At 34.7% G+C, this 15177-nt stretch carries 13 protein-coding genes; 9 read left to right on the top strand and 4 right to left on the bottom strand.

Translation table 11 applies throughout. The features are described 5' to 3' along the window. Nucleotides 1-116 precede the first annotated feature (116 nt). The 3 genes from ACYVEC_RS24910 to ACYVEC_RS24900 form a co-directional block, all read right to left on the bottom strand. Nucleotides 117-1904, bottom strand: coding sequence for a helix-turn-helix transcriptional regulator (locus ACYVEC_RS24910; RefSeq protein ID WP_098557000.1), 1788 nt, complete (start codon nt 1902-1904; stop codon nt 117-119). 115 nt (nt 1905-2019) lie between these two features. Then, entirely contained in the window at nt 2020-2598 is a 579-nt protein-coding gene (locus ACYVEC_RS24905) for a sensor domain-containing protein (RefSeq protein ID WP_098556999.1), read from the bottom strand. 205 nt (nt 2599-2803) lie between these two features. Next, nucleotides 2804-4141, bottom strand: coding sequence for an erythromycin esterase family protein (locus ACYVEC_RS24900; RefSeq protein ID WP_098556997.1), 1338 nt, complete (start codon nt 4139-4141; stop codon nt 2804-2806). A 360-nt stretch (nt 4142-4501) separates the two neighbouring features. On the opposite strand from ACYVEC_RS24900, the gene ACYVEC_RS24895 reads away from it, so the two are divergent. The 7 genes from ACYVEC_RS24895 (at nt 4502) to ACYVEC_RS24865 (ending at nt 11424) form a co-directional block, all read left to right on the top strand. Continuing rightward, nucleotides 4502-5380, top strand: a complete 879-nt coding sequence (locus ACYVEC_RS24895; protein WP_063220970.1) for a CPBP family intramembrane glutamic endopeptidase — start codon at nt 4502-4504, stop codon at nt 5378-5380. 511 nt (nt 5381-5891) lie between these two features. Continuing rightward, on the top strand, nt 5892-6959 hold the full coding sequence (locus ACYVEC_RS24890; RefSeq protein WP_142332857.1) for a glycoside hydrolase family 113: 1068 nt from the start codon (nt 5892-5894) through the stop codon (nt 6957-6959). 89 nt (nt 6960-7048) lie between these two features. After that, complete coding sequence (locus tag ACYVEC_RS24885) at nt 7049-7240, top strand: DUF378 domain-containing protein (protein WP_000670803.1); 192 nt, start codon at nt 7049-7051, stop codon at nt 7238-7240. A gap of 210 nt (nt 7241-7450) precedes the next feature. Beyond that, nucleotides 7451-8533, top strand: coding sequence for a 3-phosphoserine/phosphohydroxythreonine transaminase (gene serC / locus ACYVEC_RS24880; protein ID WP_098557005.1), 1083 nt, complete (start codon nt 7451-7453; stop codon nt 8531-8533). A gap of 12 nt (nt 8534-8545) precedes the next feature. Continuing rightward, nucleotides 8546-9718: a 3-phosphoglycerate dehydrogenase family protein gene (locus tag ACYVEC_RS24875; RefSeq protein WP_063220972.1), complete on the top strand. Its 1173-nt coding sequence runs from the start codon at nt 8546-8548 to the stop codon at nt 9716-9718. Nucleotides 9719-9731: 13 nt separating this feature from the next. Beyond that, the gene (locus tag ACYVEC_RS24870) at nt 9732-10979 is read left to right on the top strand and encodes a DUF1015 domain-containing protein (RefSeq protein ID WP_098556994.1); all 1248 of its coding nucleotides are present in this window, start codon (nt 9732-9734) and stop codon (nt 10977-10979) included. An 85-nt stretch (nt 10980-11064) separates the two neighbouring features. Beyond that, complete coding sequence (locus ACYVEC_RS24865) at nt 11065-11424, top strand: hotdog family protein (RefSeq protein WP_098556993.1); 360 nt, start codon at nt 11065-11067, stop codon at nt 11422-11424. A gap of 1044 nt (nt 11425-12468) precedes the next feature. Here the strand turns inward: ACYVEC_RS24865 and ACYVEC_RS24860 are convergent. Further along, a complete protein-coding gene (locus ACYVEC_RS24860; RefSeq protein ID WP_063220975.1) occupies nt 12469-13764 on the bottom strand; it encodes an APC family permease in 1296 nt (431 codons plus the stop codon). 150 nt (nt 13765-13914) lie between these two features. On the opposite strand from ACYVEC_RS24860, the gene ACYVEC_RS24855 reads away from it, so the two are divergent. Both ACYVEC_RS24855 and ACYVEC_RS24850 read left to right on the top strand, forming a co-directional pair. Next, complete coding sequence (locus tag ACYVEC_RS24855; RefSeq protein ID WP_000342843.1) at nt 13915-14355, top strand: Lrp/AsnC family transcriptional regulator; 441 nt, start codon at nt 13915-13917, stop codon at nt 14353-14355. A gap of 203 nt (nt 14356-14558) precedes the next feature. Beyond that, nucleotides 14559-15140 (top strand): cysteine hydrolase family protein, encoded by a 582-nt coding sequence (locus tag ACYVEC_RS24850; protein ID WP_080468248.1) that lies wholly within the window; start codon nt 14559-14561, stop codon nt 15138-15140. The last annotated feature ends 37 nt before the right edge of the window (nt 15141-15177 follow it).

Here is a 15177-nt window from a genome sequence, read left to right as displayed (position 1 = left end):
AAGTGTTTTAACATTTACTTATACGATAACGGGCCTTATTTACTCTGTTACAAAGGAAACCACACAACGTGTTCTGTTTCTTTGTTACTCATTTTTATACACCGCAAAACATTTTGTTATTCAATAATTCCAATTTCTAGAGCCTTTTGAACAGCTTCTTCTTTGTTACGGACTCCTAGCTTTGTATAAGCTGTGGAAGCATAATTTCTGACCGTACCATTCGATAAATATAACCTTGATGCTATGGTAGTGTATCGAAGTCCTTTTGCTACTAGCTGCAATATTTCTATCTCCCTAGCTGTTAGCTCATAAGCGATTGCTTTTGATTGTGGTGTCTCTTTTTGCTCATCAAACTTCTCAAATATTTTGTGAGACATTCCCTGATCAATCAGTGTCCCACCTTTGTGAATAAGTCGAATCGTATTAGCTAGTTCCAACGTTTCAATAGATTTGAGTAAAAAACCATCCGCACCGTTGCGAAATGATTCCAACGCCTGTTCGGTATCCTGAAAAGTTGTAAAAATCAATACGCGGATATGTGGCCATTGTTGCTTAATCTTTTTGGTTGCTTCGACTCCATCCATGTGCTGCATATCCAAATCCATAAGTATAACATGGGGTTGAAGGCGCCCACATAAATCGATGGCTTGATTGCCATCCTCAGCCAAACCGACTACATTTAAATCTTCATATCTATCGAGTAGTGTCCTCAAACTTTCCCGAACAAATGGCTGATCGTCTACAATTAACAAACGAATAAGTCCATCTTTTATTTCAGCTTGTCGTGGTAGGGTACAAGTAACAAGCATACCTTCATCTGGCTTTGTATATACAGACAATTGACCTTGCAAATTCATTGCCCGCTCTTTCATCGCATTCATACCAAAGCCTTCCTGCCATTCTACATTTCCTTTTCCATTATCTTGAACTTCTAACCGCGTATATTGTTGTTCAAACTGCAATGAAACTATAATTTCAGTCCCTTGACCATGACGTACTGCATTCGTAAGGGACTCTTGTAAGCAACGAATGAATGCGATCTTCGCTTGCCGAGACAATTGATATTCCTCTCCGAATGTCCTAAAACTTACATTTACCTGGGCGTGCTCCTGAAATTCGGCTCCAAGATTTTGTAGAGATTGAATCAAGGAAGGCGATTGACACGGAGAATCCATTTGATGTAGGTAACCTCTCACGTCCTCGATGCTTTTACGTCCCATTTCCAGCAGAGAATCTAGCCTCTGTATACCCATTTCAGTAGCAAGTTCGGTGCGCAACGTTTCCATTCCCATAATAATAGAAGTATAAGCGTAACCAACTGTATCATGAAGCTCATTCGACAGTCTGTTTCGTTCCTCTGCCAGTGTAATGCGTTCAATCTGAGACATATACTGCTCAAGTACTGCGTTTTGTTTACGAATTGCTTCATTTTGCTTATGATTGACGATTAATAAATGAAAGGCGAATCCCATTACATAAGCGAATCCATAATAGATGACCATAACCCAATAGCTATTACTTGGCGCAACCGCATAGAAAATTCCAGTTGTTATAAAAATTGTTGTTGGAGCTGTCCAATAATAGGACAAATGCTTACTATTTGCTGCGATAAGAAACACTGATATAAGAAAAATATTGTAAGCCTCTGGAAATAAAGAGGTTAAATATATACATAGTCCACCATAAAGCAATATTTCTGTGAATAAATAATATTTATAATTGAATAGTAAGGCTACCCATGGAACAGAGAAGGAAATAATTTCCCAAAGAATAATAATCCAAAGTGGTAATGTTAAACCATCCTGAAAATTTAATGTAGCTAGAATGATAGACACACTAGCAAGTAGACGGATTCCTAACATAATCCAATCATACCAAAACCAATATTTAACCATATCAAACAAGTCATTTACCCCCTAAATAACCTACCTTTTTACTTCCTATATTATAATTTAATCCTTTCTGCCTTATTATACTTTTTATTTTAAAACTGCGATACTACTCACAGACTGCAAATTTTTATTGATTTAGTTGCCGAATCATACTACGTGTATAGCCTCCAATTTTCTTTGTCAAACCATCTACTATTCTAATACTTATGGCGGTAAATACTATACCCATAAACATTACAAAGAGTGACTTGGTAAAAGTATCTATCTGTATGAATATAATGTTCATTTCGATGTATCGATACAGTAGTGGCGCCAACAGCAACATAAGTGGCATTACATAAAAAATGGTTGCACTAATGAGACTAATAATGCCAACCGCAAATTTCTGCATTAACCAATAGACAGCAGACCAAGTGCGACGATCTGTAAGCACTAATTTCACCTGAGCCCAGTTCGATGTATCCATTGTTATACTTCTATCGTAAGAGTCTGTTGAAATATCTGTATAAATTTTCGTTTGTATGCGCTCGAATTGGATAAAGGGTGTGGTAGTCTGTAGTACGCGCATAAGTAATGGAATCCCAACAACAGTAAATGAAAGGGTTAAACTAAATAGCAGAGCTATTAGATAAAAACAAAAATAAAACAATCCTGTAACGAAAGTTAGCAATAAAAAATAACCATTCTGGATGAATCTTGATTTCATAAAGTTCATCGCTCCTATCTATGTAATAACCGAATCATACTGCTTTTTTTGTCATTCTCACCAGTGTAAAAGTGTCATATGACATTTCTAAATGATGCTAAAAAGGGGAGAGAAACCTACTCCTGGTTAAAAAAAGCTGCTTTTATTAATCCTCCACGAAACAATCCCGTTCTTGCAGATGCAAGAACGGGATTGTTTTGTACTTTTATTTAATATGAGATGGACTTGTTTTTCGAATATGAAAAATAATATCAAATTGCTCAAGCAATGAAGTATCAAAGTATAATGAACTGTTCGGGAGGATTTGTCCCCCTATACTTAGTAATGGTCTTTTTGCTTTAACCCATTTCTCTGCTTGTCCTTTAAGGTGACGGTTATCCAATAAAAACATATTATATGGTACTTTTCCGAGGGTATAATTGAAACTATTTACATTTTGTGGAATCCTATCCGTTGTAAGCTTCCCCCCGGTGGAAGGATTATATTCGCTGTATAAGGTGAAATTCCCCTCCGTAGTTGTACTACCAATTGTGACATAATTATTGTCTAAACGTTCCTTTAAAAACTGCCCCGCAACATAAGGGTATAATTCCTCATCGATAATTCCTTTAGCTATATGAATATTGTGTGCCCAAACCATCGTTTTACCACCAAATGTCTCTTGTGCCCACATTGCATGATCGGCCAAGTATTGCTCATGTAGTTTTATTATACTTGGATAGTCGTTAGGAAGTAGCATTGTGGTAAATTTCTCTATTGCACTTGCCGTTGCTTTCACCCAGATGTACTCGGATGAAACTATTTCTGTGTTGGCTTGCTCATTATCATCTTTTACTAATTGGGCTACTCTTTCAGCGTTTGCTTTGAACTTCTCTTTCATTTCAGGAGCAAGTTTCATATATTCCTGTATACTTCCAGTAAAAGACGACAATTCTTTATAATTTTCTTCTACTTCTGCCAGCAAATCTGGTCGATGTAGCCTTACATAATCAATTACTTTATTAAAGCTACCTTGGTCCAATGCTTTTAAGTCGAGCCCAATAAATTGGATCTTTTTTTTATTGGATGGATCAGCATTATAATCTTTCATCCACTCAATCATGGCTATAATTTCATCAGTAGGATATAACAAGTTTAAAAATTCCCTAGGATTTCCTTTTCCTGTTTGGATATATTCATTTAGCTTTAAGCCGTTTCCCCAATCTTCTTCCATTGCGAAATTCGTAAAACCCATCTCAGTAACCAAATATTTCACAAGGCGAAACTTCATAGTGAAAATTTCAGAGCTTCCATGAGTGTTCTCTCCTAATCCTACATATTGTGCGCTCCCAATCATTTTCTTAAGTGGTTTTAAATCCTCAAATGGTCTTGACGGCTCTATCGTTTTTAATGGATTAGCCTGTGATTGTATTGATTTAACTATATTTTTTTGGATTGATTGACCTGAATTTTCGACTGCTGCCGTTTGAGCGTTTCCTACTTCCACACATCCTGTGACTAATAAAGCTGTACTAACCATTGCAATCATTCTTTTCTTATTCATTTTTGCCCACCTCAATTGAATTATTTTCAAAAGCAAGATTGATTTATGTACTTGCACGAATCAATTGCCTTAATTCAATTGTTATTTATTCCATATCATATTTTCTAGTTACATATTGTCATAAGGTTAATTGACACAGGTCATAGGCTAATCATTACACTTTTGTACTATCGGCTATGACAACTTATAAATAATAATTATATTGTTGACTCGCAAGTAAGACTAGATTATGAATTTGGGAGGGATTTTAAAGGTGAATGAATCTGTATGCCAAAATATTTTTATTCTAAGTTGTAGCTGTTGAAATGACAGGAAGTAAATTCGATAAACAAATGAATAAAAGAGGAAGGACGGATTACAATGATATTACACGCAGAATCATTCCACAATAAAGATAAAATCCAACGTGCTAAAATAGGACTTCAACTCTTTCTAAGTATCTTATTCATTACTTCTATTATCCTAAATGTAGTAGTAATGATTACTAAAAGTATGCCACTTATTGTGGTATATATGTTTACTCCAGCATTTTCTTCTATTTTGACTCGCATAATACTGAAGGAAGGGTTTAAAGATGTATCTTTTAGTCTCGGTAACTTAAAGATATGGAAGGGGATTGGTTTTGCTCTGTTCATACCCATGGTTATTTGTGGAATTACTTATTCTATTGCCTGGTTGAGCGGATTTGCGAGGTTTCAGCCCCCGCAAGGTGGTATGTTAGAACCAATCTACAATATACTTGGACTTCAGTATTTACCGATACCATTAAGTTTCATTTCTATAGTAGTATTGAGCGGCGTTTTAGGAAGTTTGCTTAACTTAATCCCAGTTTTGGGAGAAGAAATGGGTTGGCGAGGTTATATGCTCACAAGGCTAGTCGATGCCGATTTTTCACGCCCAATCCTTATTAGCGGATTGATTTGGGCAACGTGGCATGTTCCAATTGTTATTGCTGGTCTATATGTAGAGGGAACATCTGTCTTTCTTTCAGTACTTGGCATCTATTTTTGTATTGTGCCATTCAGCTATATTACAGCTTATTTACGACTTATCACAGGTAGCGTTTGGCCTTCGGTTATTATCCATACCACTTGGAATGCCATTATTCAAGGACCTTTCGCACGTGCAAGTACAGGATATCAAACTGAGATTTGGATTGGAGAATCTGGCTTGATAACCGCTATTATTATCTTAATTACTGCAATAATTACGTCTCGAATAGTAAATCTTACTAAATAGCATACGGATGTGTTTTAAATTCAATTAGTGAAATATAACAAGGCGAAATAAGATGCGCCTAAAAATATTAGAAAAATATAGTTAACTTATGCATAAATACCATAATTAGGCAGGTGTTATATATAAATATAATGGAGGTGCAATTATGAATATTCAAAGACATGAAAGTAATACAAATGAAGTAAATGTAAAAGTAATATAAACAAAAAACGAATATAGATAAAAATTTTTTGATACATTTATGAGCATAAAAATTTATTTATACGAAAAGATAGATGTGGTTAGGTTATCAGAAAAAGTTCAATAACTTCAATCGTAAAAAGATAAAAAAGGAGCGGAAATACGCTCTTTTTTTATTTATCTCACTATTTTTAGGAGGTTAGTATGAATAAGATGTGAATAAAGGATGAATAGCATTTTTATCGATAAAAATTTATTGGATTTTTTGTGGAATATATATGAAACGTTGTATAAAATAATCAAGAAAGCCAAAAATTATAGGGGGAAAGTTGTGAAGAAAAATAAGAGTTTAATAAGTTTTTTAGGAGTGTTTATTATGCTGTTTTCTTTTTGTTTTCAAGGAAATGTACAGGCAGATGTAAATACTGTTCAATCTGGAAAAATCAAATCAGGAAATGTAACGGTATGGGAAGTTGGAAATGTGGCGAAAGTGTTAGCTGATGTAGAACGCTTGAATTTAAATACAGTAAATGTACCGATTCAGGTAGATATTCCCAACGTGACTTCTACGAACATGGTAATTAATCAAGCGCAAAAGCAACAGGCTATTATTTTAATTCAAGAATTATTAAAGCGTAATATTCAAGTTATTGTGGAACCGTTCCCATATATTCAGCAAGGAAATGTTGGGGAAACGGAATGGAATCCAAGTAATATTAATGATTTCTTCTGGAATTGGAAAACGGTTATTCTACAAGATATTTTTAATTCGATTACAAGTAAATACAATGTGTACGGGCTCAAGATTGCTTCTAATTTCGTAAATATGGAATATGCAGAAGGATATTGGAGCGATACGATTGATTTCGTCCGTCAGCAGTATAAAGGAAATGTTTTGTATCAAATGAATTGGTGGTTAACAGCGAGTTGGGATCCTTCTTATGAAGCGAAGTTTGTAGAGAAAATAAATCGTCCGTATTTAAAGAAGGTAGATATTGTTAGTATCGATAGTTGGTTTGAAGTTTCTGGAAAAAGAAACCCATTATTTGAAGAAGTGAAGCAAAGTTTATTTGCGACGACAGTGTATAATCGTGGGCAGAATGTTGTTCAGCAATTGGAACAATTACATAAAGCAACAGGGAAACCGGTTTATTTTGGTGGGTTTAACGTTCCGGCACGTGAACTTGGACTACAAAATCCGTGGAATCCAGATGTTTCTAATGTGTTTTCAAAAGACGTACAATTAAACGGATGGCGCGCTTACCGTGATGTGTTAGAACCGAAACCATATTTTAAAGGTTTTTCAATTTGGTTTATTGGTTCTAATAATAGTACACATGCGTATCAAATACATAGTAAAGAAGCAGAGGCAGTTATTAACGGCTGGTACCGAAAATAATTTTTATAAAATAGGTAAGTTTTGAAGTTTACCACATATATTTCTAGTGAAAGGCCTTTCACCATCTTATCACCTAGGGGGCAATCATAATGAAATTTTTGTCTTACCTTACAGTAATTTTGGTGATTCTTGGCGGTTTGAATTGGTTATTTGTAGCGTTAGATTACAATGTAGTTGAGAAATGGTTTGGTTCTATGCCGGCGCTTGTGGACACTATTTATTGGCTCATTGGTCTTTCTGCAATTTATCAAATTTTTGATCGGTTCTTTACGGACAATTAGCTATTATTCTTTTATTACTAGAGTGTTAAGTACGATTATGTACTTAACACTTTTTTGTATGTTTATAAAAATAGTTTGCATATGCAAGCGATTCCATTGCTTCTTACGCCGTAATACTAGAAAACAAATTGACCGTATATTATATTTTAGGTTATAATTCAGAAAGTTTAAAAATTAATAAAAATGAGAAATAGGGGGGTTATCATGGTGATGGAGAGAGTGTATAATTTTTCAGCTGGACCATCAATACTCCCTTTGCCAGTTTTAGAAAAAGTGCAAAAGGAGCTTGTAAATTATAACGGGACAGGCATGTCTATTATGGAAATGAGTCATCGATCTTCTTATTTTCAAAGTATTATAGATGAAGCGGGTAGCTTACTTCGTGAATTAATGAACATTACTGATGAGTATGAAGTATTGTTTTTACAAGGTGGTGCGTCATTACAATTCTCTATGATACCGTTAAATTTAATGAATGCGTATAAAAAAGCAGGGTACGTATTGACTGGCTCATGGTCTAAAAAGGCACTGCAAGAAGCTGAAAAAGTAGGAGAAGTACAAGTGATTGCTTCTTCTGAAAATGAGAAGTTTACTACAATTCCTAAACTGGATGGTTTACTAGGCGATGAAAAACTAGATTATGTACATATAACAACGAACAATACAATTGAGGGTACGAAATATGTGGACATTCCATATGTAGATAAAGTACCACTCGTTGCGGATATGTCCTCAAATATTTTATCAGAACGATATGATGTTTCGAAGTTTGGTCTTATATATGCGGGAGCGCAAAAAAATCTAGGGCCAGCGGGCTTAACCATTGCAATTATAAAAAGAGATTTAATTGGAGGAGCAAATCGTTATTGTCCTACAATGTTAAACTATGAAACTTACAGTAAAAATAACTCCTTATATAATACACCGCCGTCCTTTAGTATTTACGTAACAAAACTTGTATTAGAGTGGTTAAAAGAGCAAGGCGGAGTAACTGCGATTGAAGAACAAAATAAAATGAAATCTTCACTTCTTTACAATTTCTTAGATGAATCAAAATTGTTTACTTCACCAGTTGATCCTGCGTATCGATCACTTATGAATATTCCGTTTACAACGCCGTCAGAAGAGCTTAACAATCAATTTTTACAAAAAGCGAAAGAGCGTGGTTTTGTTACGCTAAAAGGACATCGCTCAGTCGGTGGTATGCGCGCAAGTATTTATAATGCGATGCCAGTAGAAGGTGTGCAACAATTAGTAAATTATATGAAGGAATTTGAGCTTGAGAATAGATAGGGAGATGGGGATATGTTTCGTGTTCAAACGTTAAATCAAATTGCAGAAAAAGGTTTGCAAGTGCTTGGCGGAGAGCGCTATGAAGTAGGGGAGAGAATGGACCACCCAGACGGTATTTTACTTCGCAGCTATTCTTTACATCAAGAAGAATTTTCAAAAGACTTAAAGGCGATTGCAAGAGCTGGTGCCGGTGTAAATAATATTCCTGTCGAGCGATGTACAGAAAAAGGGATTGTCGTATTTAATACGCCAGGGGCAAATGCTAATGCAGTAAAGGAACTTATTATCGCCAGCCTTATTATGTCTTCACGTAACATTATTAATGGCGTAAGCTGGACGAAAAATTTAGAAGGTGAAGAAGTACCGCAGCTTGTTGAAACAGGAAAAAAACAATTTGTTGGATCAGAAATTGCAGGGAAACGTTTAGGTGTTATTGGTCTTGGTGCAATTGGTGCTTTAGTTGCGAACGATGCGTTAGCTTTAGGAATGGATGTTGTCGGATACGATCCTTACATTTCAGTTGAAACAGCTTGGCGCCTTTCTACACATGTGCAAAGAGCATTTAGTTTAGATGAAATTTTTGCAACATGTGATTATATAACACTGCATATTCCTCTTACGAATCAAACGAAGGGGATTATTGGTGAACATGCTATAGAGAAGATGAAAAAAGGTATGCGTCTATTCAATTTCTCAAGAGGAGAACTTGTAGATGAAAAAGTTCTTCAAAAAGCGTTAGAAGAAGAGGTTATTGCGCATTACGTAACGGACTTTCCGAATGAAAATGTGATAAAGATGAAAAATGTAACAGCGACGCCACACCTTGGTGCATCTACATCTGAATCGGAAGAAAATTGTGCGGTCATGGCAGCGCGCCAATTACGTGAATATTTAGAGACAGGAAATATTCGTAATTCAGTAAACTATCCAAATGTTGAGCTGCCGTATATCGGAAAGAAACGTATTACAATCATGCATCAAAACGTTCCGAACATGGTAGGACAAATTACAGGATGTTTAGCAGAACATCATATTAATATTGCAGATATGATTAATCGTAGTAAACATTCTTGGGCGTACACGATGATTGATATCGATAACGGAATTGATGATATAATAAAAGAGAATATTGTGGAAAATATAAGCAAAATTACAGGTGTTGTAGCCGTTCGAATGATTGTGTAAAGGAGAGAGGGAATTGGCAAAAATCCGACCGTTTCGGGCCATTCGTCCAGTAGAAGAAAAAGCAGCACAAGTTGCAGCTTTACCGTATGATGTTTTAAATAGTGAAGAAGCAAGAGAAGTTGTAAAAGGAAATTCATTTTCTTTCTTACACGTTGATAAAGCAGAAATTGATTTAGACCCAGCGCTTTCACCGTACGATGATCGCGTATATGAAAAAGCGGGTGAAAATTTAGATCGTTTTATACGAGAAGAAGTGTTCATTCAAGACGAAGAACCAGCACTATACATTTATGAACTGACGATGCAAGGTAGAAAGCAGTCCGGTCTTGTCGTTTGTACGTCTATTGATGAGTATGAAGATGATACAATTAAAAAACATGAAAGAACGCGTCATGAAAAAGAACTAGATCGCATTCGCCACGTAGATGTGTGTGACGCAAATACAGGTCCTATCTTTTTAACGTATCGTACAAAAGAAGAAGTGAAACGTTTCATCGCAAGCTGGAAAGAAGAACATGCACCAATCTATACATTTACAGCAGAAGATGGCGTAGAACATGTTGCTTGGAAAATAACTGATGAAGAAGTAATTGCAAGTTTAGTAAACGTATTTGAAGATATTCCTAATCTTTATATTGCAGATGGACATCACCGCTCCGCATCTGCAGCAAAAGTTGGGCTCATGCGAAGAGAACAATATCCGAATTACACGGGAGAAGAGGAGTTTAATTTCTTCCTATCAGTTTTATTCCCTCACGATGAATTATCAATTTGGGACTATAACCGAGTTGTAAAAGATTTAAACGGCTTATCAGAAGAACAGTTTTTAAAACAAATCGCACAATATTTTTATGTAGAAGAAGCATCTGTTTCTCCGTATAAACCAAATGAGCCAAAAACATTTGGTATGTATGTAAATGAGAAGTGGTATAAGCTCACAGTGAAAGAGGAAACGTTCGATGCAAACGATCTTGTGAAAGGTTTAGATGTATCTATTTTGCAAGATCATTTATTAAGCCAAGTGCTTGAAATACATGATCCGCGATCTGATTCACGCATCGACTTTGTCGGAGGAATCCGTGGATTAGAAGAATTAGAACGTCTTGTAAATAGCGGTGCATATAAAGCGGCGTTCTCGTTATATCCGACATCAATGGAATCTTTATTAGCAATCGCAGACGCTGGAGAAGTTATGCCGCCAAAATCAACGTGGTTTGAACCGAAACTGCGCAGTGGGTTGTTTGTACATTCTTTAAAATAAATATAGACTTCATTAGTTTGAAAAACCGAAATGATTTTAGTTTCGGTTTTTCTTATTTTAAAAGAGTTTTTGAGGAGGGGGACTAATGAAATTGCAAGTAGGCGAAAAAATCACCTTTGAACGAACTTTTACGAAAGAGGATGTTGCGTTATTTACGGAAGTATCGAAAGATGAAGGCGTTCATCATGTTACACCAGATGAGCAGGGGAGATTTGTTGTACAGGGCCTGTTAACATCAACACTACCTACAAAAGTAGGCGGTGATTATAACGTATTAGCTCGCAAGATGGATTTTGAATTTTTACGTCCTGTTTTTAGCGGTGATACCATTCGTTGTGACGTAACAAGTGAGCAATTTGAATCTGATGAAAAAAATCGTACAAAGATAATTGCTATGCTTACATATAGAAATCAACTTGAAGAGGAAGTAATGAAGGGGAGATAAGGCTAGGTAGCATAAAATATATCACTATATGTGGAGTGGTTAATGCAAACATGTGGGTTGAATGGTTTTAAATGATGAATTTGCGGTGATAGCGGTGATGGAGGGGAAAGAATATGTTGAGTATAAAGATAAAGTAGAAAATATAATGAATTGAACCCGAAAAGTAACGCAGTAATTGGAGGTGGTACACTAAACTAGACATTAAGTTAAGTAGAAAATTGCAACGATATATATTTCCTTGTGCTCTAGAACACAAGGAAATATTGAGCAAAGGAGTTAGTTGTTTTATGTGTATGGTTTAACCAAAAAATTGTAAGTATATAACTCACACCATTATGTAGTTACCTTGAAGCATCTACAGGTATTCTTGTCATCCCTCAAGAACCACTTAGCTCTCGAAGTTGAGTAATTTTATGCACAATTAAGTGAACGTTTTTCTACATAGATTAGTTGACATTTATATATAGTTCATCCATTTCTAAATGTATTTTTGCTTTGCTGTTTTTCAAATATAACGGATAAAATTTCGTATTCACGAATTTAGTGCATAATGGTCGTTGGATAAATTGAAATACCACGTTCCTTTAGAATTTCAGACATATTATCTTTCTCAAACTACTTTTCTTTAACATATCTCATCTATTATGCTCCTTAGTTGGTTTTCCGGAGTTTATTATAGTTTGAAAAAAACTGCACGAGAACCTATATTTATACTGTTTTGGTGCAGGTTCGCTACAATATAAAATACACAACAGTAAGGATTAAAACCTACTTTGTAATTGCAAATGAAACTTATGTATATGTGAAGTAAGGGGAAAGAGGGTCTGCGCATAATTAATCACCCTTTTTTATAACGTTTCTTTGCAGAGGTACGTTATAAAAAAGGGTTGTTAATTGAAAGATGAAAAATAACTTCTATTAATCATTCATATTTTATTAAATTACATTGATCTAATTATAAGTTAGCTGAAACTGTACTTATTCCAACCTGGATAGTGTTAATAACAGTATATAATTTGTGGTATTAGTTTATAGGAGTAGAAACTAATTTTCATTTGATGTATTTACTTGATGATTGGTTATAGTACTATACTTCTTATTCATAACTATATAAATCCAACCAATAATTGATAAGATAACTGGATAGAAAATAGCCCAACCACTAAATGAGTATACAATAATACATATAATTAGAGATAGGAAGGCCATCCACCAAGCTATATCTCGCACTTTTAATAATTTAAGAGCAGCTAGCATTGTAAAAATATATGAGGTAATAAATATTACACTAGGACCTTTAAGAAGCATTTCTAAATTTGGTTGTGCCATACCATAAAAAATTAAAATACAACTAAAAATTCCTCCTAAAACTAGTAATACCCTAGTTGGAGTTTGAAATTGAGAATGTAACTTAGCAAAGAAGGAAGGGAAATGTCCTTCTCTAGCTTGAGCGTAAATCATCCTTGAAAAACCTGCAATGTTTGCATGTACAGCACTAAACGAAATGAAAATTGCTAAAATAGTTGTTATATATGTACCTATCGGTCCTAATCCTTTTGATATTAGAATACTAAGGGAAGCTATCTGGTCCTTATCACCATATGAGTGGGTCCCTATTGTTACAAAAGATATTGCAATGTACATAATGGAGATACAAATTGCTCCTAAAAATAAACTAATGGAAATATCTTTAGCGGGTCTTTTAAATTCTTCAGCTAATGGGGTAATCATTTCCCATCCTACAAATGAGAAAAAGATAATTACAGAAGAAGCGCCAACGGAAGACCACCCGCTTGGTACAAATGGTGTAAAAGAGCTTAATTTTACATAAGGTATAGAAACGATAACAGCAACAACTATTAAGAGTGAAATAATACAAATTACAAACACACTAACTTTTGATGATAGCTCTATCCCTTTTATATGTAGGAGTAAAGAGGTAATTAAAATTAATGCTGCAATTCCTATAACACTAAGATTGCTTATTGGAAAAACATATCCAATATAATGGGCACCTGTTAAAGCAATAATCGGTACTCCAATAGGAATTGATCCTAACATAATCCACCCTAGGATTGCACTCGTATTTGCATTAAATGCCATCTGAACATAAGCTGTAATTCCTCCAGCACTAGGAATCATTTTAGCAAGACGCGCTAGAGTTGCTACAATTGGAAAAGCTAAAATAGACATAATAATCCAAGATAAAATTGAAGCTGGTCCAGCGCTATTTGCAGTAATTGAAGGTAAAATAAGGATTCCACAGCCTAACACAGCTCCGATGGTTAATGCGGTCCCCTGTATCCAAGTAATTGAACGTTTCAATGATTGTTGTGTCAAGATTCTCAGCCTCTCTTTCGTTAATTGATATTAATTATATAAAGTTTGAAAAAAAGATAACATGCTATAATTTATGTATTAATTATAATTTTCTTAAAAAATTTAAGAATTATTAAATGTTTTCTTAATTAATCAAAGGGAGGTCCAGCAATGGATGATACAGATTTAAAGATTCTTTCTCATCTTCAGGAAAATGCACGTTTAAGTATGGTTGAAATAGGAAAACTAGTAGGTTTGAGTTCTCCTTCTGTTACAGAGCGAGTTAGAAGACTAGAAGAACAAGGGGTAATTATAAGTTATCGCACGATTGTTAATCCGAAAGAATTAAAAAAACATATTACTGCGTTTGTTTTGATGGAACCAAGGGATTGCAACAAATATAAAAAGTTTGCAATGGAACATTCAGATGTGGTTGAATGTCACCGTATTGCCGGTATGTATAGTTATCTAACAAAGGTAGTGACGGAATCTGTACATACACTCGAAGACTATATTAATTTGTGCTTAGAGTATGGAAAGCCTACAACCTTAATAGTGCTTTCTTCTCCAGTAGAACATAAATCATTTTTTACAGAGAGTGAAAAACTTTAATTACATATGAGCGATTATTCAAAATAAAAAGCATTAAATTAATACCTAATAGGAAATAGAGTCCTATTAGGTATTAATTTTCAGAAAATTATTTAGAAAATTTAGATAAAAAATAATATTTGACATATTCTTACTATTGGTGGAATAATGAACATTGTATTTTAGAAAAATTAAATTCTTAGTTAATTGGAGGTAGGATTATTATGAAATATGCAGTGCTCACAAATGACTTACAGTACGATTTGGTTAATAAAAATGAGGATAGAATTGCAGCTGTGGAGGCGTTTACGCCTAAAATGGTGTCTTTCTTAGATACTATGAGAGAAAATGATGTTTCTATTATTCACCTGCAGTTAATTAACTTAGAAGATGATCCGAAAGCTGAACGATATGGTGATTTTTTACCAGTCACAAAGGGATCTAAAGGTGCAGAAATCTTACCTGAGTTTCTTCATGAAAAAGATATTATTATGGAGAAAAATAAGGATAGTGGTTTTTTTGAGACAAATCTTGATGAAACCTTAAAAAATTTAGGAGTAGATACAATTATTATTACGGGTATGCAAACTCAAATTTGTGTACAAACAACTGCAGCGGATGGATTTTTCCGTGGTTATAATGTAATCGTACCAGAAGATGCAGTTGTTTCAGCGAAGGCTGAAGATAAAGAACGAGCTTTAAAATGGTTAGGTTCATATTGTGCAAAGATTATGAGTATCGAGGAAATCTGCAATTCGATTTCTAAAAATGAAGATATTTCTTTTGATGGAGTTGCAATTCCGTAAGTAAATACGTTGTAATATCACTTGTTCTATGTAGCAA

The sequence above is a fragment of the Bacillus sp. MN7755 genome, from assembly GCF_054771475.1.
Note: the sequence above shows the minus strand (reverse complement) of the source record. Positions and strands in the feature narration are given on the sequence as shown.

Bases quoted from the DNA above. Each gene is read 5' to 3' on its own strand.
- ACYVEC_RS24905 (WP_098556999.1), bottom strand. From the start codon at position 2,598: ATGAAATCAAGATTCATCCAGAATGGTTATTTTTTATTGCTAACTTTC.
- ACYVEC_RS24900 (WP_098556997.1), bottom strand. From the start codon at position 4,141: ATGAATAAGAAAAGAATGATTGCAATGGTTAGTACAGCTTTATTAGTC.
- ACYVEC_RS24895 (WP_063220970.1), top strand. From the start codon at position 4,502: ATGATATTACACGCAGAATCATTCCACAATAAAGATAAAATCCAACGT.
- ACYVEC_RS24885 (WP_000670803.1), top strand. From the start codon at position 7,049: ATGAAATTTTTGTCTTACCTTACAGTAATTTTGGTGATTCTTGGCGGT.
- serC (WP_098557005.1), top strand. From the start codon at position 7,451: ATGGAGAGAGTGTATAATTTTTCAGCTGGACCATCAATACTCCCTTTG.
- ACYVEC_RS24875 (WP_063220972.1), top strand. From the start codon at position 8,546: ATGTTTCGTGTTCAAACGTTAAATCAAATTGCAGAAAAAGGTTTGCAA.
- ACYVEC_RS24865 (WP_098556993.1), top strand. From the start codon at position 11,065: ATGAAATTGCAAGTAGGCGAAAAAATCACCTTTGAACGAACTTTTACG.
- ACYVEC_RS24855 (WP_000342843.1), top strand. From the start codon at position 13,915: ATGGATGATACAGATTTAAAGATTCTTTCTCATCTTCAGGAAAATGCA.
- ACYVEC_RS24850 (WP_080468248.1), top strand. From the start codon at position 14,559: ATGAAATATGCAGTGCTCACAAATGACTTACAGTACGATTTGGTTAAT.